Origin of the sequence: Limibacillus sp. MBR-115 (assembly GCF_040549425.1) — a bacterium.
GTDB lineage: Bacteria > Pseudomonadota > Alphaproteobacteria > Kiloniellales > CECT-8803 > Limibacillus > Limibacillus halophilus.
Map to the genome: position 1 here is coordinate 79410 of NZ_JBEPTJ010000001.1, position 25498 is coordinate 104907.

At 58.2% G+C, this 25498-nt stretch carries 25 protein-coding genes; 10 read left to right on the forward strand and 15 right to left on the reverse strand.

Annotated elements, in window-relative coordinates:
* Nucleotides 1-5: 5 nt before the first annotated feature.
* Nucleotides 6-776 (reverse strand): NAD(P)-binding domain-containing protein, encoded by a 771-nt coding sequence (locus ABIE63_RS00365; RefSeq protein WP_354501676.1) that lies wholly within the window; start codon nucleotides 774-776, stop codon nucleotides 6-8.
* An 86-nt stretch (nucleotides 777-862) separates the two neighbouring features.
* Here ABIE63_RS00365 and ABIE63_RS00370 point away from each other — a divergent pair, with 86 nt between their 5' ends.
* The 4 genes from ABIE63_RS00370 to ABIE63_RS00385 all read left to right on the forward strand — a co-directional run bounded on the left by ABIE63_RS00370 (nucleotide 863) and on the right by ABIE63_RS00385 (nucleotide 5075).
* On the forward strand, nucleotides 863-1459 hold the full coding sequence (locus tag ABIE63_RS00370; protein WP_183415264.1) for a 2-hydroxychromene-2-carboxylate isomerase: 597 nt from the start codon (nucleotides 863-865) through the stop codon (nucleotides 1457-1459).
* A 214-nt stretch (nucleotides 1460-1673) separates the two neighbouring features.
* Nucleotides 1674-3044: a glutamine synthetase family protein gene (locus ABIE63_RS00375; RefSeq protein ID WP_354501679.1), complete on the forward strand. Its 1371-nt coding sequence runs from the start codon at nucleotides 1674-1676 to the stop codon at nucleotides 3042-3044.
* Nucleotides 3045-3049: 5 nt separating this feature from the next.
* On the forward strand, nucleotides 3050-3799 hold the full coding sequence (locus ABIE63_RS00380) for an SDR family oxidoreductase (RefSeq protein WP_354501682.1): 750 nt from the start codon (nucleotides 3050-3052) through the stop codon (nucleotides 3797-3799).
* Nucleotides 3800-3902: 103 nt separating this feature from the next.
* The gene (locus ABIE63_RS00385) at nucleotides 3903-5075 is read left to right on the forward strand and encodes an iron-containing alcohol dehydrogenase (protein ID WP_354501685.1); all 1173 of its coding nucleotides are present in this window, start codon (nucleotides 3903-3905) and stop codon (nucleotides 5073-5075) included.
* Between the two features lie 8 nt (nucleotides 5076-5083).
* On the opposite strand, the gene ABIE63_RS00390 is transcribed toward ABIE63_RS00385, so the two are convergent.
* A complete protein-coding gene (locus tag ABIE63_RS00390) occupies nucleotides 5084-5722 on the reverse strand; it encodes a LysE family transporter (protein ID WP_354501688.1) in 639 nt (212 codons plus the stop codon).
* A 321-nt stretch (nucleotides 5723-6043) separates the two neighbouring features.
* On the opposite strand from ABIE63_RS00390, the gene ABIE63_RS00395 reads away from it, so the two are divergent.
* Together ABIE63_RS00395 and ABIE63_RS00400 are read left to right on the forward strand one after the other, a co-directional pair.
* Complete coding sequence (locus tag ABIE63_RS00395) at nucleotides 6044-7111, forward strand: Glu/Leu/Phe/Val dehydrogenase dimerization domain-containing protein (RefSeq protein WP_354501691.1); 1068 nt, start codon at nucleotides 6044-6046, stop codon at nucleotides 7109-7111.
* 31 nt (nucleotides 7112-7142) lie between these two features.
* Nucleotides 7143-7769 carry a MarC family protein gene (locus tag ABIE63_RS00400; RefSeq protein WP_354501694.1) on the forward strand — a complete coding sequence of 209 codons (627 nt, stop codon included), beginning with the start codon at nucleotides 7143-7145 and terminating at the stop codon, nucleotides 7767-7769.
* Nucleotides 7770-7788: 19 nt separating this feature from the next.
* On the opposite strand, the gene putA is transcribed toward ABIE63_RS00400, so the two are convergent.
* The 11 genes from putA to folK all read right to left on the reverse strand — a co-directional run bounded on the left by putA (nucleotide 7789) and on the right by folK (nucleotide 19557).
* Complete coding sequence (gene putA, locus ABIE63_RS00405; protein WP_354501697.1) at nucleotides 7789-10941, reverse strand: bifunctional proline dehydrogenase/L-glutamate gamma-semialdehyde dehydrogenase PutA; 3153 nt, start codon at nucleotides 10939-10941, stop codon at nucleotides 7789-7791.
* A gap of 95 nt (nucleotides 10942-11036) precedes the next feature.
* Nucleotides 11037-11774: a DNA repair protein RecO gene (recO, locus tag ABIE63_RS00410; RefSeq protein ID WP_354501700.1), complete on the reverse strand. Its 738-nt coding sequence runs from the start codon at nucleotides 11772-11774 to the stop codon at nucleotides 11037-11039.
* Nucleotides 11775-11823: 49 nt separating this feature from the next.
* Nucleotides 11824-12723 (reverse strand): GTPase Era, encoded by a 900-nt coding sequence (gene era / locus ABIE63_RS00415; RefSeq protein WP_183415272.1) that lies wholly within the window; start codon nucleotides 12721-12723, stop codon nucleotides 11824-11826.
* Nucleotides 12720-13469 carry a ribonuclease III gene (rnc, locus tag ABIE63_RS00420; protein ID WP_354501704.1) on the reverse strand — a complete coding sequence of 250 codons (750 nt, stop codon included), beginning with the start codon at nucleotides 13467-13469 and terminating at the stop codon, nucleotides 12720-12722. The genes era and rnc overlap by 4 nt, the downstream gene beginning before the upstream one ends.
* On the reverse strand, nucleotides 13456-14196 hold the full coding sequence (lepB, locus tag ABIE63_RS00425; RefSeq protein ID WP_354501707.1) for a signal peptidase I: 741 nt from the start codon (nucleotides 14194-14196) through the stop codon (nucleotides 13456-13458). Before lepB ends, rnc begins: the two co-directional genes overlap by 14 nt.
* 86 nt (nucleotides 14197-14282) lie before the next feature.
* Complete coding sequence (gene acpS / locus ABIE63_RS00430) at nucleotides 14283-14729, reverse strand: holo-ACP synthase (RefSeq protein WP_354501710.1); 447 nt, start codon at nucleotides 14727-14729, stop codon at nucleotides 14283-14285.
* Nucleotides 14726-15517, reverse strand: coding sequence for a pyridoxine 5'-phosphate synthase (locus tag ABIE63_RS00435; RefSeq protein WP_354501713.1), 792 nt, complete (start codon nucleotides 15515-15517; stop codon nucleotides 14726-14728). Before ABIE63_RS00435 ends, acpS begins: the two co-directional genes overlap by 4 nt.
* Nucleotides 15514-16155 carry a DUF2062 domain-containing protein gene (locus ABIE63_RS00440; RefSeq protein WP_354501716.1) on the reverse strand — a complete coding sequence of 214 codons (642 nt, stop codon included), beginning with the start codon at nucleotides 16153-16155 and terminating at the stop codon, nucleotides 15514-15516. The genes ABIE63_RS00435 and ABIE63_RS00440 overlap by 4 nt, the downstream gene beginning before the upstream one ends.
* A 44-nt stretch (nucleotides 16156-16199) precedes the next feature.
* Nucleotides 16200-18374, reverse strand: a complete 2175-nt coding sequence (locus ABIE63_RS00445; RefSeq protein WP_183415280.1) for a bifunctional (p)ppGpp synthetase/guanosine-3',5'-bis(diphosphate) 3'-pyrophosphohydrolase — start codon at nucleotides 18372-18374, stop codon at nucleotides 16200-16202.
* Nucleotides 18375-18541: 167 nt separating this feature from the next.
* Nucleotides 18542-18946: a DNA-directed RNA polymerase subunit omega gene (rpoZ, locus tag ABIE63_RS00450; protein WP_183415281.1), complete on the reverse strand. Its 405-nt coding sequence runs from the start codon at nucleotides 18944-18946 to the stop codon at nucleotides 18542-18544.
* Nucleotides 18947-19056: 110 nt separating this feature from the next.
* Complete coding sequence (gene folK / locus ABIE63_RS00455; protein ID WP_354501720.1) at nucleotides 19057-19557, reverse strand: 2-amino-4-hydroxy-6-hydroxymethyldihydropteridine diphosphokinase; 501 nt, start codon at nucleotides 19555-19557, stop codon at nucleotides 19057-19059.
* A gap of 204 nt (nucleotides 19558-19761) precedes the next feature.
* Here folK and ABIE63_RS00460 point away from each other — a divergent pair, with 204 nt between their 5' ends.
* Together ABIE63_RS00460 and ABIE63_RS00465 are read left to right on the forward strand one after the other, a co-directional pair.
* Nucleotides 19762-20424 carry an NYN domain-containing protein gene (locus ABIE63_RS00460; protein WP_354502870.1) on the forward strand — a complete coding sequence of 221 codons (663 nt, stop codon included), beginning with the start codon at nucleotides 19762-19764 and terminating at the stop codon, nucleotides 20422-20424.
* Complete coding sequence (locus tag ABIE63_RS00465) at nucleotides 20421-21059, forward strand: uracil-DNA glycosylase (RefSeq protein ID WP_183415283.1); 639 nt, start codon at nucleotides 20421-20423, stop codon at nucleotides 21057-21059. Before ABIE63_RS00460 ends, ABIE63_RS00465 begins: the two co-directional genes overlap by 4 nt.
* A 10-nt stretch (nucleotides 21060-21069) precedes the next feature.
* Here ABIE63_RS00465 and smpB read toward each other — a convergent pair whose 3' ends face one another.
* Both smpB and dapA read right to left on the reverse strand, forming a co-directional pair.
* On the reverse strand, nucleotides 21070-21534 hold the full coding sequence (smpB, locus tag ABIE63_RS00470; RefSeq protein WP_183415284.1) for an SsrA-binding protein SmpB: 465 nt from the start codon (nucleotides 21532-21534) through the stop codon (nucleotides 21070-21072).
* A 51-nt stretch (nucleotides 21535-21585) separates the two neighbouring features.
* A complete protein-coding gene (gene dapA / locus ABIE63_RS00475; protein ID WP_354502872.1) occupies nucleotides 21586-22464 on the reverse strand; it encodes a 4-hydroxy-tetrahydrodipicolinate synthase in 879 nt (292 codons plus the stop codon).
* Between the two features lie 219 nt (nucleotides 22465-22683).
* Between dapA and ABIE63_RS00480 the strand changes: the two genes are divergently transcribed.
* Together ABIE63_RS00480 and ABIE63_RS00485 are read left to right on the forward strand one after the other, a co-directional pair.
* Nucleotides 22684-24705 (forward strand): lytic transglycosylase domain-containing protein, encoded by a 2022-nt coding sequence (locus tag ABIE63_RS00480; protein WP_354501724.1) that lies wholly within the window; start codon nucleotides 22684-22686, stop codon nucleotides 24703-24705.
* A gap of 75 nt (nucleotides 24706-24780) precedes the next feature.
* Nucleotides 24781-25479, forward strand: coding sequence for a haloacid dehalogenase type II (locus ABIE63_RS00485; RefSeq protein WP_354501727.1), 699 nt, complete (start codon nucleotides 24781-24783; stop codon nucleotides 25477-25479).
* Nucleotides 25480-25498: the final 19 nt, after the last annotated feature.

A 25498-nucleotide genomic window follows, 5' to 3' on the forward strand; every position in this document is an offset into this window, starting at 1 on the left:
GCCGATTAGCCGTCGTACTGCTTTCTTATGGTGTCCAGGGCATTCTGCCAGGGTGCAAAGGCGTTTTCGCGGCGCAGTACCTCCAGACCCATGCGGGTGAAGGAACGTGGGCTCGCCAGTTCATCCACCAAATGAGCGACCGGCGCACTACTCTCGCGCGCCATAGTCGCAGCGGCCCGGAACACCTGTGCCACGTGCTGTCGCGCCGTTTCCGGCGGTATACCCGATTCTTCCGTCCAGCGTCGCACCTCATCGATCAATGCCAGCGCCCATCCGTATGTGCAGCCATGAACCGAAAGGCGGTCAAAAGCGGATTCATCCTCCAGCACCGTCGGCGGCCCCAATGCTGCCAGCAAAGCCTTCGCTCGGGGTTCGTCGGGATAGAGCGTCGTTGCGCTCTCTCCATAGACACAAGCCGTAACCGGGATACAGCGCGCAACTGTCGCGGGCGCAACAAGAGGTTTTAGAACTTCCGTCTTGACGCTGGCCATCACGGAAAGCGCCAACTGATCCCTTCGCCATGGTAAGCCCTTGAGGGCTTCTTCCGCCTGCCAGGGTCGCACCGCAAGGATCACCGCTTCACTGGCTTCGACAACCTCTGCATTGCTCTTCAGAACCTCGCATCCATAGCGCTCGGCAAGCGCTGCGGCCGCCTCCGCACCGCGCGGCGACAGGTAAAACCGGGGCATGTCGTCGCCCAATCGCGCCCATCCCTCAATCATCGTACCGGACATGTGCCCCACGCCGATGACACCGATCTTTTTCGGAATTACCATAGCTGCTCCAATTCTCTATCGATTCGCCAAACTAGGACGATCCTGCGATAACTCGCTTGCTCTGTCCAACCAGACCCGGAGGCAATATGGCCCGCGCCATCGATTACTACTTCTCCCTCATTTCTCCCTGGACCTACTTAGGTGGTGACAGATTAATGGAAATAGCCCGAGAGCATGGCGCTGAAATCCGGGTCAAACCCGTCAAGCTATCCGTCATCTTCCCAAAAACAGGTGGCTTGCCTCTGGCTAAACGGCCGCCGGAGCGCCAAGCCTATCGGCTTGTTGAGTTGAAGCGTTGGTCGGCGCACCTCGGCATGCCCTTGACGTTGCATCCCAAATACTTCCCCACCGACGAAAGCAAGGCCGCCCTGATGGTCATCGCCGCTGCCGCAAAGGGTCAGGACGCCGGCAAGTTGGCGCAGGCTTTTCTGCGCGCCTGCTGGGCCGAGGAGCGTGATCTTGCCGACGAGACCACCGTTGTCGAAATCGCAGGCGTGAATGGTTTTGATGGCCAGGGGCTGCTGCAGGCCGGTCAAAGCCCGGAAAGCGCCGCACAGTATGATGCGAATACCGAGGAAGCGCTGGCCGCCGGTGTTTTCGGTTCACCGAGCTATGTTGTCGATGGCGAGGTCTTTTGGGGACAGGATCGGTTGGATCTTCTAGCGGCGAAAATTTCCGGCTGAGTTGTCTAACGGGGCGATAACGGCTCGGTTTGTTGCAATTTCTCAGTTGAACCGAGAGTTCCCACGAATCGCGTGCGTGAAAAGCCACGCGGACCGTGGTTCGCAGCACAGCTTGATGACAAGTGCCTTTTCTTTCTTTGCGGCCACCATTAGCGTTTGCAGGCCAAAATAAGGGAAACCCGCCCACCAGGGATTGCTTCAAACGAGGAAAATCATGACCGGCAAAGTGACGCTCGACCAACTCAAGAAACTCGTGGCTGATGGCCAGATCGATACCATTCTCGTCTGCTTTCCCGATCTCCAGGGTCGCTTGGCAGGCAAACGCTTTCAGGCCGAGTTCTTTGTCGAAGGCGCTTACGAGGAAACCCACGGCTGCGACTATCTGCTGGCCTGCGATATCGAGAACGAGCCGGTCCCGGGATACAAGGCCGCGAACTGGAAAAAGGGCTACGGCGATTTTGTTATGAAGCCGGACCTTTCAACGCTTTGCGTCACGCCTTGGCTTCCCGGCACGGCGCTCGTGCTCTGTGATCTGATCGACCACCACTCTCATGAACCGGTGCCGCACAGCCCGCGCGCCATCCTCAAGAAGCAGATCGATCGCCTTGCAGCCAAGAACATGTCCGCGATGATGGCTTCCGAGTTGGAGTTTTATCTGTTCGCCGAACCCTTCGAGGCCATTCATGAAAAGGGTTACAGAGACCCCAAAACCGCCGGCAACTACATCGCCGACTATCACATCTTGCAGACGACCCGCGAGGAAACAGTCCTGCGCGCTATGCGCACCAATCTGCAAGCCGCCGGTATTCCGATCGAGAACTCCAAGGGCGAATGGGGCCCCGGTCAGGAAGAGCTTAACGTCAAGTATGCCGACGCGCTGACCATGGCCGACCGCCACACCATCATGAAGAACGGCATGAAGGAGATTGCCCACAACCACGGACATGCTGTCACCTTCATGGCCAAGTGGGACTACGATTTGGCCGGGTCATCCTGCCACATCCATCAGTCGCTTTGGGACGCCAAGGGCAAGACGCCGCTGTTCCTCGACAAGCAGGCCGAATACGGTATGTCGGACACCATGAAGTCTTTCGTGGCGGGTCAGTTGACCTATGCCCGGGAAATGACGTGGTTCCTGGCGCCCTATATAAACAGCTACAAGCGTTTCCAGATCGGTACTTTTGCTCCCACGCGCGCGATCTGGTCACTGGATAACCGCACTGCAGGGTTCCGGCTTGTGGGTGAGAAAACCAAGGGCATCCGCATCGAATGCCGGGTTGGCGGCGCGGACCTCAACCCCTACCTTGCTTACGCTGCGCTGCTGGCAGCGGGCATGGCCGGGATCGAGCAGGGCCTGGAACTGGAGCCCGCCTACTTCGGCGACGCTTACCACGGCAAGCGATTACGCGAGATTCCCAAAACCCTTCGCGAGGCTATCGATCTGCTCAACCGCTCAAAGATGTTGCGCGAAGCCTTCGGAGAAGACGTGCTGGAACACTATATTCATACCGCCCGATGGGAGCAGTCGGAGTACGACCGACGGATCACCGATTGGGAATTGAAACGCTTGTTTGATCGGGTCTGACGATCATGAGCTTTTCCGGCAAAACCGCTGTGGTGACCGGCGCCGCCGGGGGCATGGGAATGGCAATCAGCGAAGCGCTGCTGACCGAAGGCTGTAATGTCGCCTTGCTGGACATGAAGGCACCGCAAGCCGATTTCGCCGGGCTTCCTGGAAAAGCAATGGTTCAAAAATGCGATGTCAGCCAGGACGACCAGGTAGCAGCCGCCATCACCGCTGCCCATAGTGAAACCGGGCGTCTCGATTACCTGGTCAACGCTGCAGCGGTGCTTTGGTTCGGGCGTGACCGTTCCCTGGTCGATATCGACTTGGATACTTGGAACCAGGCGCTTTCCATCAACCTCACGTCGCTGGTTTTGACCTGCCGGCATGCCGTACCCCTGATGAAGCGGAGTGGTGGCGGAGCGATGGTGCATGTCGCCTCCACCCAGGCACTGCGGGGTGACGACCAACCTCAAGATTCCTATCAAGCGGCCAAAGCGGCGATCCTGTCGCTTTCCAAATCCCTGGCAATTCAATTCGCGGCCGATGGAATTCGCTCGAACTGCCTCGTCCCCGGGCCGACGGAGAGTCCGATGCAGGATCGTTGGAAAAGCAATCCCGAAGCCAAGCAACGCACTGCGGCAGCCGTGCCTCTTGGTCGTGTGGGGACGCCGCAGGATATGGCCAATGCCGTTTTGTTTTTGCTTTCGGAAAAGGCCGCTTTCATTACCGGAACCGACCTCATAGTGGACGGTGGTTTGATGGCGCGCCCTTGAACACATTTGAAGGTGGGGGCTCTTTTGTCTTCGGGTCTTGCCACGAGCACCCCGGCAATGTCATGAAACAGCCTTCGTATTCCACGTCATCCGCGAGGATAAGATGACCTTCGATCCCAGCGCTTACACTTCCAACTGGAACTATCCGACCCAGATGCGTTTTGGTCCGGGCCGTATCAGCGAATTGCCGAGAGCCTGTAGCAGTCTTGGAATGTCGCGGCCGCTCCTCGTCACGGATCCGGGTTTGTCCGGCTTGCAGATCGTTCGCGATAGCCTCGCTCTCTGCGAGGATGCCGGACTTCCCACGACGTTGTTCGATGGGGTTAAGCCGAACCCGACCGGCAGCAACGTCGAGGCGGGCCTCGCCACATATCATGGCAATTCCTGCGACGGCGTCATCGCCTTTGGTGGTGGTTCGGCGCTGGATGCCGCTAAAGCCGTGGCCTTGATGTCCGGCCAAACGAAATCCCTCTGGGACTTCGAAGACCGCGGCAGCAATTGGAAAGCCGTAGACCCCGCGGGCGTGGCACCGATCATCGCAGTCCCCACGACAGCCGGCACAGGTTCCGAGGTCGGTCGTGCATCGGTCATCCTGGATGAGCGTGACCACACCAAGAAGATCATTTTCCATCCGAAGATGCTGCCCACTATCGTGATCTCGGACCCGGTCCTGACAGTGGGGTTGCCGCCAAAGATAACTGCGGCAACCGGAATGGACGCTCTCGCGCACTGCCTGGAGGCCTACTGTGCACCGGGATTTCATCCCATGGCGGAAGGTATCGCGGTGGAAGGCATGCGGTTGGTGAAGGAGTGGCTGCCGCGGGCGACGACGGATGGACGCGACCTGGAAGCGCGCTCAAATATGCTGGTGGCTGCTTCAATGGGCGCGACCGCGTTCCAAAAAGGCCTGGGCGCAATCCACTCCCTCAGTCACCCGGTGGGCGCGTTGTATGACACTCATCATGGCCTGACCAACGCCGTCTTCATGCCCTATGTTTTACAGTTCAACAGACCTGCGATCGAAGATCGCATGGAAAGGCTTGCCTCTTGGCTTGGATTGAGCGGCGGCTATCAGGGCTTTCTCGACTGGGTGTTAGCCCTGCGAGCGGAGCTAGGCATTCCACACCGCCTATCGGAAATCGGTGTCGATGACGGACGGATTGACGAAATCGCGGGCATGGCCGTGGTCGACCCCACTGCGCCGGGCAATCCCCTGCCCCTGGATGAAGCAGGGGCGCGCAAGATGCTGGTAATGGCCCTGGAAGGCACTGTCTGACAGGAACTTCAGGCTGTCGACCGAAGCGTCAGAATCTTGAGGCCTGCGACACCAAAGAATGCGCCGGATACGCCGTCAATCATGCGGCTGCTGCGCTGATACCACCCCATTGCGGCGGGCGTGGAAAACAGCAATGCGTATCCGACGAAGATAATGATGCTTGCCAAATTACAAACCAGAATTGTCACGACGAGGAAATCAGCCGTCGCCTGCAAACCCGTGCCGACAGACAGCGTTGCAAGCCAGACGAGCGGCGCTTTTGGGTTTGTAAGGTGGAGGAGCACTCCGGTGCAATAATCGGCGAGTGGCGTCCGCTGGGGCGGCAGAGGGGTTCCCTGCGCCGGTTCGGCCAGAAAGGCTTTACGCAAGGCTTTGATCGCCAGCCACAGCAGATAGAGGCCGCCCAGCGTGCGCAACAAGGCAAAAGCTGTCGCACTGGTCTGCAGAACAACGGCCAAACCACTTGCCGCCAAAATGGCCCAAATCATTGAGCCCGTCATTACACCCAATGAAAATCTGACGGCCGCGGGCCGACCGCGATTCATAGCCGTGCTGGCGATCATGAGCGTGGCCGGACCCGGGCTGGCCGCCCCAATCGCAAAAACACTCACAATTGCTGCGATGTTTAGAAAATCCGTCGGTGTCATCAGGCCTTGTTCCATCCTCAATCAGCGCGCTTTCGCTCAAGATGAAATCTTCTCGTCGAAAGAGCAACTAGACGCATGAACGTCGTTTGTTCCGTAATTCCTCGAGCCATCGACGACAGGTCAGCCGTTAAATTCGTTCTTAGTCGGGCTCTTTTTTGTAGTAACCAGAAAGTCCATTTTTCTAATTCTTTACATTCTTGCTTTCTTTTTTGAATAGCGATTTTGTGATTGCAGATTTGTAAAAAAAGCATCGACATGAAGGTAAGAAGAACCGTCCTGAACCGCCACTAAACGGCGCTATCAGTTGCTATGGAGGACTTCATGTCGGTCTTTTCACATGATGCATTTGATGGCCACGAACAGGTTGTGTTCTGCCGGGACGCCGAGAGCGGCCTGAAAGCCATTATTGCCATCCACAATACTTCACGGGGTACGTCGCTCGGCGGATGCCGAATGTGGCCCTATGCCAACGAGGAGGAGGCGTTGACGGATGTGCTGCGCCTATCCCGTGGTATGACTTACAAATCGGCATTGGCCAACCTGCCGTTTGGCGGTGGTAAGTCCGTCATCATCGGCAATCCACAAACTGACAAGACCCCGGCATTGTTCCACGCCATGGGCCGCTTCGTTGAAAGTCTCTCCGGACGCTATGTGGTGGCGGAGGACGTCGGTATCTCGGTACCCGACGTCGAGACCATGTCAAAGGAGACACGGCACGTCGCGGGCATACCTACAGGTGGCTCCGGAGATCCTTCACCCGCTACCGCTTTCGGTGTCTTTGAGGGCATAAAGGCTGCCGTGGCGTTTAAGCTTGGGGCCCCTGACCTGAAAGGGATTCGGGTCGCCGTTCAGGGGCTGGGGCATGTTGGTTGGGAACTTTGCCGTCTTCTCCATGAAGCTGGTGCTCAGTTGATCGTGGCCGACTTGAACAGGCAGCAAACCCAACGCGCGGTTGAATGGTTCGACGCCCAGGTTAGCGCACCCGACGCCATCATCCGTGAAGCGGTCTCGGTCTACGCCCCCTGCGCGCTGGGCGCCACCATCAACGATGCTAGTATCGGCGAGCTCCGCTGCGCCATCGTCGCAGGCTCCGCCAACAATCAGCTCGCCGAGGAGCGCCATGGCGCTCTGCTGCGCGACCGCGGCATCCTCTATGCCCCCGATTACGTGATCAACGCTGGTGGTGTGATCAACATCAGCCACGAGAAGCGCTCGACCGGCGACAAACCCTATGTGAAAGCCACGGCGTTCGCGCATGTCGCCCGTATCGGCAAAACCCTGACGGAAATCTTCGAGATCGCCGAACGTAAGGGAATTTCAACAGCGCAGGCGGCCGACAGGCTCGCCGAACAGCGTTTCAAGCGCGCCGGCCACAGAAAGGCAGCTTGATCCCGGAGCGTCGCTGGGGGTAAGCAAGTACATGCTCGAAACCCTGTTGGCGACATTCATCACCTTCCTCGTCGTGTTGGACCCCCTTGGGAACGCGCCGATTTTTGCCGGGTTGACGCCAACAGCGACCGGCAGCGAACGCCGCCGCATGGCTATCAAAGGCGTAGCGATCGGCACCGGCATTCTCTTGGCCTTCGCGGTTGGTGGCGAAACTTTGCTGAGCGCCTTGGGCATCGGTCTGCCCGCCTTTCGCATTGCTGGCGGCATCCTGCTGCTATTGCTTGCCATTGATATGGTGATGGCTCGTCAGTCGGGTCTGCGTTCCACGACGCCAGGCGAGATCGAGGAAAGCGGCCATCGCCAGGATGTTTCGGTCTTCCCGCTTGCGATTCCCTTGATAGCCGGTCCTGGCGCCCTTACCTCGGTCGTGCTGCTAGTCGGTGGCGCCAGCGGTGACTTGCAGATGCAGGCATTGATCGTGCTGGTGATGCTCTGCGTACTGACCTTGGTCCTGATCTGTCTCCTGGTTGCCGGCGAGGTCATGCGCCTTTTGGGTCTAACCGGCGTCAATGTGATCAGCCGCGTCGCAGGCATCATTCTGGCCGCCCTCGCCGTTCAGTTCATGGCAGACGGCGTTCTGGCCTTTCTTGCAACCTAACTTAGGTCCTCGGCTCCGATCAGATCGGCAGATCTTCCTCCAGCGACATCAAGGAGGCATTGCCGCCCGCCGCCGTGGTGTCGATCGACAGCGAGTGCTCCGAGGCGAAGCGGAACAGGTAATGCGGACCGCCGGCCTTGGGTCCCGTGCCTGACAACCGTTCACCACCGAAAGGCTGCACGCCGACGATGGCGCCGATCATGTTCCGATTGACGTAGGCATTGCCTGCGCGAACCTTGTGATAGAGCGCATTCACCGTGCTATCGATGCGGCTGTGGATACCGAAGGTCAGACCATAGCCGGTCCCGTTGATCGCCTCGACGACCTGATCCAGGCGGTCGGCCTTGTAACGGACCACATGCAGGATCGGGCCGAAGACCTCGCGCTGCAAACGGCTGATGGAATCGATTTCCACGGCTGTGGGAGCAACGAAGGTTCCATGCTTGCAATCCTTACCTAGATCGCTGCGCGCCAGTACCTTGGCTTCGCTGCTCATGCGTGTGACATGCGCTTCCAGCATATCGCGCGCTTCCTCATCGATCACGGGGCCCACATCGGTTTGTAACAACGACGGGTTACCCACGCGAAGTTCCGCCATCGCGCCTTTGAGCATTTTCAACATGCGATCGGCAACGCTATCCTGGACAAAGAGCACCCTGAGTGCCGAGCACCGCTGACCAGCGCTTTGGAAGGATGAGATCACGACGTCGTTCACGACCTGCTCCGGCAAGGCCGTCGAATCGACGATCATCGCATTCTGACCGCCGGTCTCGGCGATAAAGGGGATGATTGGCCCGTCGCGCTCCGCCAACACACGGTTAATGATTCGTGCGGTTTCCGTCGAACCGGTGAACGCCACCCCGGCGATCCGTGAATCAGCAACCAGCGGCCCGCCAACCGTCGCGCCGTCGCCGGGTAGAAGCTGGATAACATCCTCCGGTATGCCCGCGCGGTGCATCAACTGTACCGCCGCCGTGGCAATCAAAGGTGTTTGCTCTGCCGGTTTGGCAATCACGCTGTTGCCGGCAGCCAAGGCTGCCGTGATCTGTCCGGTGAAGATAGCCAGCGGGAAGTTCCAGGGGCTGATGCAGACAAATACGCCGCGTCCTCCCAACCGGAGCTCGTTCCTTTCTCCGGTCGGCCCGGGCATGATTTTCGGTTCCGCGAAATGCTCGCGCGCCCGTGCCGCATAGTAGCGGCAGAAATCAACCGCTTCTCGAACCTCTGCGATCCCATCGGCAAAGGTTTTACCGGCCTCCCGTATGCAAATAGCGATGAGACGGCTGCTTTCCTCTTCCATCAGATCCGCGAGGCGCATAAGGCAATCGGCACGCGTGTGAGCCGACGTTGCGTTCCAATCCCACTGCGCCCGTTCGGCACGGCTAAGGGCTTGTTCGACCATCGTGGCGTCGGCCTCGACAACCTCGCCCACGACTTCGCGCCGGTCGGCCGGGTTATGCACTTTGCGCAGCTTTCCTGCCAGGGCTTTGCCACCAACCAGCGGAGCCGCCTGCCAGAGAGTCTGGCTTACAGTCGCCATGCGCTCCGCGAAATCCGAGACAACGACGGGGTTGGAAACGTCCATACCCGCAGAATTGGGGCGCTCCTCACCGTAAAGATCGACCGGCAATGGAATCTTCGGATGGGGTATGCGCGAGAGGTTACGCACCTTGACCAGAGGGTCCGCTACGATCTCGTCGACAGGCAGTTTCTCATCTTGGATACGATTGACGAATGAGCTGTTGGCGCCGTTTTCCAGGAGTCTGCGGACCAGATAAGCCAGCAAATCCTCGTGACTCCCGACCGGCGCATAAATGCGGGTTGGGATATCGAGCTTGTCCTTGCCGACAACCTGCGCATAGAGCGCTTCTCCCATGCCATGCAGCCGTTGGAATTCAAAGCCGGCATGGTTGCCGGCCATTTCTAGAACCGAGGCAACCGAGTGAGCATTGTGCGTGGCGAACTGAGGATAGAAAGCCTTGGGGTCGGCCAACAAAGCGCGGGCACAGGCCAAATAGGAAACATCGGTATTCACTTTGCGCGTAAAAACCGGATAGCCCGGCAAGCCGCGTTCTTGAGAGCGTTTGATCTCGGTGTCCCAATAGGCTCCCTTGACGAGGCGCACCATAAGTTGACGTTTGTGCCTCTTGGCCATGTCGGCCAGCCAGTCAATCAAAGGGCGCGCGCGTTTTTGATAGCCTTGTACCGCCAAACCATAGCCATGCCACCCCTTGATCTCGCTTGAACTGGAAACGGCCTCGATGACATCGAGCGACAAGTCCAGACGATCCACCTCCTCGGCATCGACTGTCAGGCCAATATCCAGCTCCTTTGCCTCCACAGCGAGCTGCAAAAGGCGCGGCATCAACTCTTTCATCACCCGGTCACGTTGGGAGAACTCGTAACGGGGGTGGAGGGCCGAAAGCTTCACGGAGATTCCCGGGCTGTCAGCCACACTCTTGCCCTTGCCGGCCTTTCCAATAGCCGCGATAGCTTTGCGGTAGGACTCGAAATAGCGCTCGGCGTCCGCCATGGTGCGCGCGGCCTCGCCAAGCATGTCGTATGAATAGCGATAACCCTTGGCCTCGTCGCTCCGAGCGCGCTCGATCGCCTCCTTGATGTTTCGGCCCATGACAAACTGACGCCCGAGGATACGCATGGCCTGGGTGACGGCAGTACGGATCACCGGCTCGCCACTGCGGTGCACGAGACGCCCAAGCACACCGCTGAAATCCTTCTGCGCCTCGTCGAGGCGTACGACGCGTCCCGTCAGCATCAATGCCCAGGTGGAGGCATTCACGAAGAGAGAATCGCTGCGCCCGAGGTGCGATTGCCAATCGGCGGCGGAAATCTTGTCCTTGATCAGGCGGTCGCGTGTATCCGCGTCCGGCACCCGAAGCAATGCCTCGGCCAAGCACATCAGTACGATGCCTTCCTTGCTCGACAACTCATACTCATAGAGAAACGCATCAATACCGCCATGCCCGACACTGGAACGCCGGACCTCCTGCACAAGCTGCCGGGCTTTCTCCTGAACCCTTTCGACCTGAACGGAACCAAGTGTCGCTTCATCGAGCAATGCTGCGACTGTCTCACTTTCGTCGGCGAATGTCGTATCACGCAATTTGCGGCGAAGATCGCTGGAATGCGCAAGCTTCGGGTCGATGAGCATCGGCGGCTTTCCTCCTGGTGGGCAGGCGCTAAAGTGGTCTGGATTAGGCCGGCACTCTAGCGACAGACCGTCCTGACCGAAAGAGAAGTCTTATGCTAGTTTCCGTCTTCTTGCGAATCGATAGGAAAGCGCGATGCCAGACGTTGGCGCGCCGAGGGAAGCGGGCGGTCTTGCGGGTGGAAAACCCGCTTTTCCAGGAAATATCCTGACAGCGCCAGCCCAGCCGCCACTTCGGCGACGCCACCGCTTCCCTGTCCCGTCAGGAAGCCGGGGAGTCTCAACAACTTATCCTTATAAACTGCACCAGCCCCTTCCGACACGGCCCGTCCGCTTCTCGGACTCACGTATACCAAGCCTTCCTCCGAGCCGGTGGCCGCGCAGGAACCAAGGTCGAGTCCAAACCCCAAGTCGGCTAGGACAGCCAATTCCCAACGCACATAGATTTCCGCCCAGTGATCCCCATCCAACGCCTCCAACAAGGCGGCAAACCCGTGGAAACAAGCCGGATGGGCTTCACGTTCTGGTAAGGCTCGCTCACAGATTGCGGCCGCGCTGGTTAGGGCCCCCAGTCGAGCCGGGTCGTGGAGAAAGCGTGCTGCATTCGCCTCTACCAGCTCCACCTGCATCATGCCCAGGTGATCCGCGAGCCGGGCGCGCCAATCCACACGGAGGCGATTGCCGATCTGGAGAACACCGGCTAACCGCCGCCCCTGTCCCCCGCGTACCAAGCCCGCGTGGCGCCCACGTTCCAATGTTAACAACTGAACAACGGCGGCGTCCTCACCGTGAGGCCTTATCGCCAATAGATATCCCTCGTCACGCCACTCGATCATGCGTGCGAGAATAGATCATGTAAGGGGCATGCTGCCACGGCTGATACCGTCAGGACTGGTAGTCCAGGCCCCAATCCCGGTAGCGTTCGGGATCGTCCACCCATTTTTCGCGTACCTTGACGAAAATAAAGAGATGGACCGGCCGCTCCATCATCTCCGACAACTCGGCCTGGGTGTCCTCGCGTACCTTCTTAATACGATTACCGCCTTTGCCGATAACGATAGGCTTCAGGCTCTCGCGCTGCAGGTAGATAGTCTGTTGAATTTTGGCGCTGCCGTCCTTGAACTCTTCCCAGGAATCCGTCTCGACGGTCAGGGCATAAGGGATCTCATCATGAAGTTGGAGGAACAGCTTCTCGCGGGTTACCTCAGCGGCCAGCAAACGCATTGGCATGTCGGAGAGTTGATCTTCCGGGAAAAGCCAAGGCCCCATCGGCATGCGCTTCGCCAGAAAGCCTCTCAGCCGTTCGAGCCCGTCGCCCTTCTCCGCTGAAATCATAAAGATCTCATCGAAGCAGCCTTCCGCATCGAACGCCGCCGCTAGCTTTAGCAGCTTCTCGCGCGCGATCAGGTCGATCTTGTTCAACACCAGGACTGCCTTGCGATCATTCTTCTTCAACTGCTCGATGATGCGGGTGGTGTCCGCATCGCGTTTGCTGCGCGACGCATCGTAGATCACCAGGATCACATCAGCCTCGTCAGCACCGGCCCAAGCGGCGCGCACCATCGCTCTTTCCAAACGCCGCTTCGGGTGCAGGAAAATACCCGGTGTATCAACCAGAACGATCTGCGATTCCTGCTCAATCAACAGTCCTCTCACTTGGGTTCGCGTCGTCTGGACCTTGGGGGACACAATCGTGATCTTGGCGCCGACAAGCGCATTCACCAGCGTGGATTTGCCAGCGTTGGGCGCCCCGATAATGGCCGCGAATCCGCAACGCTGATTCATGTCCTTCCCTTTCTTTGAGATTGATCCATATTTGTTTGCTGCCGGTCCAGCCTGGCCAGAAGTCGCTCCGCAGCCGCCTGCTCGGCCAGCCTCTTGGAGCGCCCAGTACCCTCACCGGACCCTTCGCCGCTGACCGTAACTTCGACGGTGAAGGCCGGCTCGTGATCCGGCCCTTTCCGGCTAACCAGCCTGTAACTTGGAAGCGGCAGTCCGCGGCCTTGTGCCCACTCCTGAAGAGCCGTCTTGGGCTCACGTGGTGGACTAAGGTCGGCTTCGATCAACGATATCCACCGCGGCTCGATAAAGGCACGCGCCACTTCGAGGCCACCATCCCGGTAAAGCGCGGCAATAACCGCTTCCATCACGTCCGACAGGATAGCCGGGTTATCGCGCCCGCCGGAGTCATCCTCACCCGGCGAAAGCCTGATGAACTCACCCAAGCCGATATCTCTGGCTACTTCCGCCAGCACCTGTTGACTGACCAGCAGGGCAAAACGTTTGGCGATTGCTCCTTCCGACTCCTGCGCGAAGCGCGCCAGCAGCAGATCGGCGACCACCAGTCCCAGAACCCGGTCGCCTAGAAATTCCAAACGCTCATAACTATCGGAACCACCGCGGTCTTGGCCGAGTGTGCTCGAATGGGTCAGAGCCGTCAGCAATCGCTCCGGCTTAGTAAAGCTGTAGCCCAGCCTGTCGGCAAGCCGTCCGGGCTGGCTCAACGGCGCGTTTTTCTTACTCGATACCATCGAAGATGCGCCCCCAGCGCACCGACGTGGGCCAGTTCCAAAACGCCAGTATCGAAGCGCCTTCCTCCAGCGAGAAGAACAGAACGTCCGCGCGACCGACCAGATTCTCGAAAGGCACGAATCCGACTACACTCATCACCCGGCTATCCTGCGACGAATCGCGATTGTCACCCATGGCGAAGTAGTGACCCGCGGGCACCACATAGAGCGGTGTGTTGTCCAGGAACTCATTGTCCGACCGTTCCCAGATCAGATGCTGGCGCCCACCGGGCAAGGTTTCGACATACTGCGTGACCTTGCTGGAGTAACCGCCTGAATGTTGGATTATGACGTCGCGCACCTTCTCGCGTTTGACCGGCTCGTCGTTGATGTAGAGGATTCCCGCTTTCACCTGAATGCGATCCCCCGGCATCCCGACCAAGCGCTTGATGTAATCGGTCTCGCCGTCGCTCGGCAGTTTGAAGACCGCAACATCTCCCCGCTCGGGTTCGTCGGCCAGGATCCGACCATCGAAGAAATTTGGTGAGAACGGCATCGAATGGCGGCTATAGCCGTAGGACATTTTGGAGACGAAGAGATAATCGCCTACCAGCAACGTCGGCAGCATGGACCCTGAAGGGATTGAGAAGGGCTCATATGCGAAAGTTCGCACCACAACCGCAATCAGCACAGCATAAATTACCGTACGGAACGTCTCTCCCCATCCCCCAGTTTTCTCACGCGACATGGTTTTATCCTGGCTTTCAGTCATATTCGCCCTCGATGGCATGATGCACAGCCCTTGAGCCCGCGGCTCCGATTGGCTGCGCCTTTCTAACGACCAACAATGCCAGCGTCCAGGGAACTATCCTGCCCCAGCGCTTCAGGTAGCGCCGAGATGATGACGAAAGCCTGCGCAAGCGGGTAATCGTCGGTAATCGTTATGTCGATCTGCGCGACCATGCCGGTCGGCGTGATCTCCTGCAACCGCGTCAACGCGCCGCCGGTCAGAGCGACTGTCGGTTTGCCGCTCGGAAGGTTCACCACACCCATATGCTGCCAATGGACACCCCGTCTCGGCACGCCGGTCCCGAGAGCCTTCGCACAGGCTTCTTTGGCAGCAAACCGTTTTGCATAGCTTGCCGCCCTGGCTTGCCTCCGGTCGGACTTATTTCGCTCGACTTCCGTAAAGACACGCTGCGTGAAACGATTGCCAAAGCGTTCAAGGGTGCGCTCTACCCGGCGGATATCGATCAAATCGTTGCCGATACCGAGGATCATTGCCCAATCACCTCTGCGGATGTTGACGTCTGGTCCTGCCCTGCTGCCCTCGCCTCATTCATCAGTTGGCGCATCCGGCGTATAGCCGATTCCAATCCGGTGAATATCGCCTCACCGATCAGAAAATGACCAATATTAAGCTCGGCAATTTCACTTATGGCCGCAACCGGGGCAACGCTTTCAAACGTCAACCCGTGTCCGGCGTGACATTCCAAACCCAGGTCGCTCGCGACAGCGGCGGCCTGACGGATGCGATGCAGTTCGCTTTTTGCCGAAGCGCCGTCTGCATTCTCAATGACGGCTTCACAATAAGCACCGGTATGCAACTCAACGACGGGCGCGCCAAGCTGTTTTGCCGCCTCGATCTGGTCTACGTCAGGATCAATAAACAGAGAAACCCGAATTCCGGCGTCCCTCAGCTTTGCAACAAAGGGCCGTAAAATCGCCATGTTGCCTACGGCATCGAGCCCGCCTTCAGTCGTCACCTCTTCGCGTTTTTCCGGCACAATACAGGCAGCATGCGGGCAATGACGCAGTGCGATCTCCAGCATCTCCGGTGTTGCTGCCATCTCCAAGTTTAAAGGCAGATCGATTTCCTGTGTCAGACGCTCGATGTCATGATCCGAGATATGACGGCGATCCTCCCGCAGATGCGCTGTAATGCCATCCGCGCCGGCGGCGGCCGCCTGGTGGGCCGCGCGCAGCGGGTCAGGATGGAGCCCGCCGCGGGCGTTCCGGATTGTCGCAACATGGTCGATGTTGACACCCAGCCGAAGGTATCCAGTCATTGCCGTTTTCCACTGTTGATGGGTTCGTTCACATTACCCGCATTCAAATTATTATGAAGCTTTGCCTTTCGGCTTTTCCTACGAGGATTTGCAAGCCGATGTTGTCGCGCCTTTTGGTAGCTTTCTACCAGCATCTTTAACGGCCAGTAAAAGGCAAACCAGGCGATAATAGCTGTTGGTAGACCACCGACAATCATAGGCACGGCCACATCCATGAAATTGTCTCGCAGGTATTCCACGGTAAAAATTGTCGCGTCCAACTCACCAAATGTGGGATTCCCCGGCAGGCTTGCAGGGTGCTCGTATCCGAGTACGAAACGGCCCAAGGTATAGATCCACACCCAGATGAAGGGAAAGGTCCAGGGGTTCCCCACGACGGTGCCGATGGCGGACGCCATCAGGCTGGCCCGCATCAACCACGCCAACAATGCCGCTGATACGAAGTGCAATCCCAGCAAAGGCGTGAAGGAGACCGCCGCCCCGCAAGCAAAGCCCGCAGCAATATGATAGGGCGTCCCGGGAAGGCGGCGAACCCGATGGGCCACGTAAGTAGCCGCCCGGCGCCAGCCCGCTCTCGGCCAGATAAACTGCCGGAACTTTGCAAACAGGGTCGAGGGAACGCGCCGACTAAACAGCATCTTCAGGCTTCGACGAATGCTGGAAACATACTGAACATTGACGGCTACCCTCTCTGTCTGTCGACGGAGCTGACCGAGGGCGATGCCCTGAGCGCAGCGATAATGTCCACAAGATGTTTGGCGTCTTTAACTTCTACATCAACAAGCATCTCGAAGAAATCCGGTTTCCTGTTGGTGAACTTCAAATTCGAGATGTTGCCGCCGTGTTTGCCGATGACCGTCGATAGGTTTCCCAGGCCGCCGGGCTCGTTTGATACCACCAAGTGCAAGCGGCCTACCTGCAGGTCCTCGTCCGCATCGCGGTCGTGGTTCCATGACAAATCAATCCAACGCTCGGGCATGTCCTGGAACGCTTCCAGCGTTTCACAATCGATCGTATGGACCGTGACACCCTTGCCGGTATTGACGATCCCCACGATGCGGTCACCCTTGAGCGGATGGCAGCAATGGGCATAGTGCACCGCCATGCCGGGTATCAGACCATCAATGGGAATACCGTTGCGGTGCTTGGTGCGATCGACGGTTTTCTTGAATACCCGCTCAATCGCCGTGGCCTGACGGGATTGACGCTGCTTCTCCTTCAATCCCGGAAACACTGCCAACATGACTTCGCGGCCGGTCAGATTGCCTGCGCCCACCTCCGCGTAGAGATCGTCTACCTGATCCAATCGGAACTTTGCGAGGACGCCGGCCAAGCCCTTTTCCGTGGCCTCCAGTCCTTCTTCCTTGAAACGCCGATTGATGACCTCACGTCCCAGTTCCATATATTCGCCGCGTTTCTTCTGTCGAATGAAGCGGCGAATACGGGCTCGCGCCTTCCCGGTGACGCAGAAATTTTCCCAGTCCGGGGACGGCGTTTGGCCACGCGAGGTCATGACCTGCACCTGGTCGCCGTTCTGCAAAGCGTAGCGCAGCGGTACGACGCGGCCGTTCACCTTTGCCCCGACGCAAGTGTCGCCTAGCTCAGAGTGCACTGAATAGGCGAAGTCGACGGGACAGGATCCCCTTGGCAGGGCGACAATCTCGCCGCGCGGCGTAAAGCAGAACACCTGGTCCTGGAACATCTCAAGCTTCGTGTGTTCCAGGAATTCCTCCGGGTCGGAGGCATGATCTAGGATGTCGAGAAGTTCGCGCACCCAACGGTACTGTCGGCCATCAACATTCGGCACGCCCTGTTTGTAGGACCAGTGCGCCGCGACACCAAGGTCAGCGTACTCCTGCATCTGCTGCGTGCGAATCTGCACCTCGATGCGCTGCTGCTCAGGCCCCATCAGCCCCGTATGCAAGGATTTGTAGCCATTCGGTTTGGGAGTCGAGATGTAATCCTTGAAGCGCCCAGGAACGACCGGGTAACGGCTGTGCAGCACACCCAGCACCTGGTAACACTCGGCGATATCCTTGACCATCACCCGAAAGGCCATGATGTCGGAGAGTTGCTCGAACGCAACGTTGCGCTTCTGCATTTTTCGCCAAATCGAGTAAGCGGATTTGATGCGTCCGGATATCCAAGCGTCAATCCCCTCTTCCGCGAGATCACGTTTCAACCGGTCGATGACCTTTCCGGTCAAGTCCTCGCCGCGTTCCTTCAGGAACCCAAGGCGAGTCAGGATTGAATCGCGGGCATCCGGGTTGATCTCCCGAAAGGCTAGATCCTCCAATTCCTCCTTGAAACGATGCAAGCCGATCCGCTCGGCAAGCGGGACGTAAATATCCATCGTTTCACCGGCAATGCGCCGGCGTTTGGCCTCATCCTTGAAAAAATGCAACGTGCGCATGTTGTGCAGCCTGTCGGCCAGCTTCACCAACAGCACGCGAATGTCCTGAGACATCGCCATGAACAGTTTGCGAAAATTTTCCGCTTGTTTGCTGCGCTCGGACTTCAATTCCAACTGGGACAGCTTCGTGACGCCGTCCACCAAATGCGCGACCTTCTCGCCGAACAGACGCTCGATTTCCGATATCGGCGTGTCGGTGTCTTCGATAACATCATGCAGCAAGGCCGTGAGGATGGTGGCTTGGTCGAGCTTCAACTCGGTCAGGATGCCGGCAACCTGGATTGGGTGAGAATAGTAAGGATCGCCCGACGCACGCTGCTGAGCGCCGTGAACATGCGTGACGAACACATAGGCGCGGTTGAGCGCGTCCTCGTCCACGTCCGGATCGTAGGACTTCACACGTTCAACCAGTTCGACCTGTCTTAAAACTTGCTGCCGGGTCATTCCTCAACGCCAGAAACAGTTGCCAGGCAACTCAATGTACCCGAACTACATGACATCACATAAATCTAAGAACAGAACGGGCTTATCGCCAGCCCCAATGGCGGCGAAAAAAAACGGCGCGGAAGGAAACCGCGCCGTTTTTCGATCACTTTGAGAGGACTGCCTGATCAATCGTCGTAATTCGTGACGTCGTCGGCAGTAATGTCCTCAAATATTTTCCCGAGCGCGGCTTCCAAACCTTCGCCATCCATCTCGGATTCGACCTCAGCGGCCCCTGCCTCGGCTTCCGAGGTCTCGCCGGAAAGGGCGTCGAGTTCGGCTGCCTCTTCTTCCGGCTCGTCACGCTCGTTGTGCTTTTGCATGCCGGAAATAACCGATTCGCGCAGTTCGTCCTGGCTCACGGCATCTTCAGCGATTTCACGCAGGGCAACGACGGGATTCTTGTCGTTGTCCCGCTCGACGATCAACGGCGCACCAGCGGAAATTTCCCGCGCGCGCTGCGAAGCGAGCATGACAAGATCGAATCGATTGGGAACTTTAGTAACGCAGTCTTCGACGGTAACGCGGGCCATCGGCCTATCGCTCCCTTCTCTAGCTTGAAGATTAGCCAATAAAACGAAGGGCGGAATATAGGCAGCGGTTCAGGTAAAAGCAAGTCCGGCCTGCCACCTTGATATTGGCCCTAGTCGTCATCCAGAGGGCTTACTCCCTCAAGGGTCGGAAGGCGAGACAACATCTCCCCTACGCTCAGTCCGGAGATCGGATGACGCCATTCCGCTGCTATATCGCGTAAAGGAAGGAGCACGAAACTGCGGTCTTGCAAACGGGGATGCGGAATCTGCAATCCCCCTGGCTGGTCTACGACCTCGGCGTCGTAAGCCAGTAGATCCAAGTCTAGTGTTCGTGCCGCATTGGGGACACTGCGCGTGCGACCGAATTCGGCCTCTATCGCATGCAAGGCCTCCAGCATTTCCCGGGAACCAAGCTCTGTTTCCACGCAGGCCGCACCGTTGACGAAATCCGGTTGATCGGACGGCGGCACAGGTGCGCTGCGATACCATCGCGATTTTGCCGTGATTTTCGGACCTTTGTCCTGTAGCCGAGACAAAGCGGCTTCAAGCGTAGCCCGCGGTGAGGTATATCCCGCGGCAGGTAAGTTTGCGCCTAAAGCTATCAAGATCATTTGATCACACTATGCCATTGAATCCGGGCTGCTCTTGCGCCACATTCCAAGTTATGAATTTACCGGCAATTATCGAATCCTATTGAAAGGGCTCCGGTCACTTCCCGCGTCGGAAAATTAGCAGGAGGTGGTTTACGGGCGCGGCAGCATTTCCGGAGCGTATTTAGCAAACTTCTATTTTTAGAGAAAGTCGACCTAATGAAATTGCGATTTTACCCTGATGAACGCGTGGCGCTGTTTATTGATGGCGCAAACCTTTACGGGACAGCGCGGTCCTTGGATTTTGACATCGATTACAAGCGCCTTCTGACGTTCTTCGGCGATCATTGCCATCTGATTCGAGCTTTTTACTATACTGCCTTGGTCGAAGATCAAGAATACTCTCCCATACGCCCTCTGGTCGATTGGCTGGACTACAACGGTTACAACATGGTCACCAAGCCGACCAAGGAGTTCACCGACGCTTCGGGGCGCCGGAAGCTAAAGGGCAACATGGATATCGAGCTTGCCATCGACATGCTTGAGATGGCCGAGCATCTGGATCATATCGTACTCTTTTCCGGTGACGGGGATTTCCGCCGTCTGGTTGAAGCCGTGCAGCGCAAGGCCGTCAGAGTTACCGTCATCTCGACAATCAAGACCCAACCGCCGATGATAGCCGACGAACTACGGCGCCAGGCCGATCACTTTGTCGACTTGGTGGATTTGCAACGCGAGATCGCTCGCCAGTACGGTGACGACAGTGCGCCGCGCCGGCCCAGTGAAGATCATGGTGAAGGCCACGGCGAGAATGGGGACGACTATCTGGACGATGACGATGACGATGACTATTTCGACGAAGACGGCGACGATACCGCTGGCGCATGAGCAATCTTGAACCCAACCGCAACTGCGGGCTTTGCCCGCGGTTAGCGGAATTTCGCGCCAGTAACCGGGATAAGTTCCCTACTTTCTTCAACAGTCCTGTCCCGGCATTCGGGCAGGCACCGGTGCGCCTGTTGATCGTGGGGTTAGCCCCTGGTTTGAAGGGTGCAAATCGGACCGGGCGGCCCTTTACCGGTGACTATGCCGGCGATCTTCTCTATCCGACCTTGACCAAGTTTGGCTGGGCCCTTGGTGATTATCGGGCAGCGCCCGACGATGGCCTGACCTTGAGCGGCTGCCGCATCACAAATGCGGTGCGTTGCGTACCGCCGGCAAACAAGCCCGAAACATCCGAAATACGGAACTGCAACGGCTATTTGCGTGCGGAAATCGCAAGTCTGCGCCCTGGCCTGGCGGCAATTCTAAGCTTGGGTCTGGTATCACATGGCGCGGTGCTGACGGCTTTGGGTTTGCGCAAGAGTCATTTTCGCTTCGCCCATGCGGCCCAGCACCGATTGCCCGACGGCTTGCTTCTTGCCAACAGCTATCACTGCTCGCGTTACAACACCAATACCGGTCGATTGACCACGCAGATGTTCGAAGCAGTATTTACCCAGCTACAGGAAGAGTTGGCGTAGCACCCAGCTATCAACCGTACTCGCGGACGAGGCGCGACTTTTGGCGATCCCAATCGCGTTGCTTCTCGGTTTCGCGTTTGTCGGCCTTCTTCTTGCCGCGCGCCAAACCCAGCTCAAGCTTGGCCACGCCACGCTCGTTGAAGTAGAGAGAGAGCGGGACCAGCGTCGCACCTCGCTCCCGAAGTTTGCCCAGAAGTTTGCCCAACTCGCGGCGATGCAACAGTAGTTTGCGCGGTCTCAAAGGACTGTGATTCTCTCTTGCCGCGGGTGCAAACTCGGAAATGTGACAGCCGAACAGATATAGCTCACCACCCTGTTCGCGCGCGTAAGCCTCTTTGATCGACCCATGACCGGCGCGCAAGGCTTTGACCTCGGAACCCATGAGAACGAGCCCGACTTCCAGGGTATCTTCGATAAAGTACTCGTGCCGCGCCCGCCGATTGACGGCGACAACGCGGGTCCCCGTGCCAGCCATAGCGGGTCCGCTCCTCTATTCTATCCTATCAACGCTAACGATACGCAGGCCTTACCCGTTGATCAGCCCGCAGTCCAACATCGATTGCTCGACCCGGCGGCAGGTAGCCTCGGCGATGGGCGCCAAGGGTAACCGCAGGCGGTCCGAACTACGACCCAGTAGTTTAGCGGCGTACTTCACCGGCCCGGGACTGGTCTCGCAGAACATGGTCCGGTGCAACGGCATCAAGCGATCGCTTAAAGCTTGCGCGGCGGCAAAATTGCCTGCTGCCCAAGAATCATGCATTTCACGGCAAAGCCGAGGCGCGATATTGGAGGTCACCGAAATGCACCCATGCCCACCGCCACCCAGGAACGGCAGGATTGTCGCGTCCTCGCCGGACAACTGGCAAAAGTCGGGACCGCAGGCCAGACGCGTCTCGATCGGACGAGTCAGGTCGTTGCTCGCGTCCTTCACGCCGACGATGTTTGGCAGCTTGGATAGGCGGGTCATGGTCTCGACCGACATATCAACCACCGAACGCCCCGGAATGTTGTAGATCAGGATCGGCAAATCAGCGGCGTCATGGATCGCCTTGAAGTGCTGGAAGAGCCCCTCCTGAGTTGGCTTGTTGTAGTAGGGCGTGACCACGAGTGCGGCGTTCGCACCAGACTGCTTGGCCGCCTTGGTCAACTCGATCGCCTCGGCTGTGCTGTTGGAACCCGTGCCTGCGACCACAGGTGCGCGCCCGGCCGCCGCTTCCACGCAAAGGTCGACGACGCGTTTGTGCTCAGCATGCGTCAAGGTGGGCGATTCACCCGTCGTACCGCAGGGGATCAACCCCTGCGTGCCTTCGGTGATCTGCCAATCCACGAAGGCCTGAAAGGCATCTTCGTCCACGCCGTCATTCGTAAACGGCGTGATCAATGCAGTGAGTGAGCCACGAAACATCGGACCAGACATAGCGTCTATTCTTTCCTCTCAAAGTAAGAAGACCCGACTAGTCTAAACAGTCGGAAATCGGGCGCACCTTAGTCTCAGCCTGCCGCTGCGGCAAGTATTGATAAAACCCGCATTGTAAGTGCGATTATCCCGAGGCCTTGATTGCTGGTCGGGCTGCAAACGAGTAGAGTCCCGCACGGGGGAACAAACCGGATCGGGAGTCCATTCATGCGGCCAACTTGGCTCGTTTTTACCTTATCGCTTTTCGTTTCCCTTGCCACGCCTGGCCTTGCTCAGGTTGCGAATCAATCCGCACAGTCTTCGGGAACTCTGGCGGCCCCCGTTGTCTCGAAGGCGCTCGAACTAGCGGACAAGGGGTCCTTAAAAGCGGCGCAAGCGCTCGTTGCCCCTTTCAAATCGCCACTTCTCGACGGCCTCCTGATCTGGCGAGCCGCACTCGCCGATAGCCCGGAGGTTGGATTTTGGGAAATTGCCGTCTTTTTGGACCGCCATCCGGGCTGGCCGCAGGAATCTAATGTGGTCGTCGCGGCCGAGAAACGTTTCCCCGAGGAGATTGACCCGGCAACTCTATCGATCTGGTTTGAGTCCTATCGGCCCCGCAGCATGCCGGGTATTGAGCGCGCGTTGGCGCATTACTCCCGGATCGGCCAAGAAGCCGAGGTCAGCAAGCTCGCACGCAAGGCTTGGCGCGAACAATCAATGTCAGAGGATGTGGAGAAGCGGTTCCTTGCCGCATACAGCCGTTTTTTGACCAACGACGATGATCGCGAACGTTTTGAGGCTTTGTTGTCACGGCAGGATTCGAAGGGCGCGTTGCGTCAAGCGGCCAGATTGGGGACAGGGATTGCAGCGCTGGCAAGGGCGCGCCTGAAGCTCGCCGGAGACGAGCCGGGCGTAGACGGCGCGGTTCGTGCGGTGCCTGCCAATCTGCAGGACGATGAAGGCTTGCTTTACGAGCGCGCGCACTGGCGTTTGCGGCGTAACCGTTATGAAGGCGTGATGGAGATACTCGACCCGCCACATCCCGAATACAGGGATGCGGATCGCTGGTGGAGGCTGCGCCATTGGGCCGCTCGGGAAGCGATGGATCGAAAAGACTTCAAGGCCGCCTACAGAATTGCTGCAGGAAACGGCTTGGAGAGTGGCATCGAGTTTGCACAGGCGGAGTGGCTGGCGGGTTGGCTCGCCCTGCGGTTCCTCGACCGCCCCGGCGATGCGCTCGCCCACTTTCAACGACTCTATGACGGCGTCGGCACGCCGATCAGCAAGGGACGTGCTGCTTATTGGGCCGGCCGCGCCGTGGAGGCAACTGCGGGCATGAGTTCCGAGACCCGTCGCTGGTATGAATTGGCGGCCGCTGAGTCCACCAGTTTCTATGGTCAGTTGGCGGCCGTGCGCGCAGGCTTGCACCAGCGCAATGCCCTATCGCCTGCGCAGGCGGTCCCGCCGGCTGACACAAAAGAGAAAGAGGCTTTTGAGGCCAAGGAATTGGTACAGGTTGTCCGTTTGCTTAACCGTTTTGATGAAACCGAGCGTTTGAGCAGCTTTGTGATCGCCCTTCGGAGCAATGCCGAATCCGCAAGCGATTATCGCCTGCTGGCTGATCTTGCCGCAGAGAGCAAGCGCACGGATCTGGCTGTTATCGTCGCCAAATCGGCTCAGTTAGCCGATGTTTATCTGGAGGACTACCTCTATCCGCTGCCTCCGGTGGCGCCCTTCCCGGCACAGCAATTGCAACAGCGCAATCCGGAAGCGGCGCTCGTTCTGGCCCTGATCCGGCAGGAAAGCCTATTCCGCCGCGATGCCATAAGCCGCGTCGGCGCACGCGGCCTGATGCAGCTTATGCCGGGCACTGCAAAGAAAGTGGCCAAAGACCTTGGCTTGCCTTACAGCAGTGATCGGCTGCTCGATGATGGGGGCTACAACATGACCCTTGGCAGCGCATACCTGAAGGAAATGCTTGAGCGGTTTGGCGGATCTCACATCCTAGCGATTGCCGCCTACAATGCGGGGCCAGGCCGCGTGGATGAGTGGTTAGGTCGGTTTGGTAATCCGACCACACCGGGCGTCGACCCCGTCGACTGGATTGAGCGGATACCGTTTTACGAGACCCGTAATTACGTGCAACGCGTCCTCGAAGCGATGGTTGTCTACCGCCAACGGATCGGCGGCCCAAACGCACTGGAGCTTCAGCTTTCACAAGACCTTGACCGAGCCGCCGGTCGCTAGACAGCCAGTTCCTCATCTGCTGTGCTGCGCAGCGAGGTGAGGGTCAACGATCAGTGAGTGAGGATCAGCAGCAAAATGAACACTGAAGTTAACAGCACTTCCTGGGGCCAGATCAAAGCTTGCGTCTTTGATGCTTATGGCACCCTGTTCGACGTCCATTCGGCCGCTGCACGACTTGCCGAAGAACTGGGGCCGAACAAAGACTCCATCTCTAATCTCTGGCGCCAAAAACAGCTGGAATACACCTGGTTACGCAGCTTGATGAAAGAGCATGTGGATTTCTGGAAAATCACAGGTGACGCCCTGGATTTCGCCTTGGAAAGCCACGGCGTTCAGAACCCGCAATTGCGAGCTCAGCTCATGGAGCTCTATCTGAAACTTGAGGCCTATCCGGAGGTGCCGGCCTGCCTGCAGCGCTTGCAAGCCGCAGGCATCGCAACAGCGGTTCTTTCGAACGGCGAGCCCAAGATGATGGCCGCCGCTATCGAATTCGCAGGCCTTGGCCAATCGCTCGACTATGCCCTTTCAGTTGAGGAAGTGGGTGTGTACAAGCCAGACTCGCGTGTCTACCAGATGGCCGTCGACCGTTTGGGCGTGACGCGACAGGAGATTTGTTTCATCTCAAGCAATACGTGGGATGCAACCGCAGCCGCGCACTTTGGTTTTCAGGTGGCCTGGCTGAATCGCTTCAACCGCCTCTGGGATAAGTTACCGGGAACACCGAAGGCAGTTATCAGCACGCTGGACGACCTTCCGGTACCGGTCCGCGCTTGAGACAGTTGGGAGGGTGTAG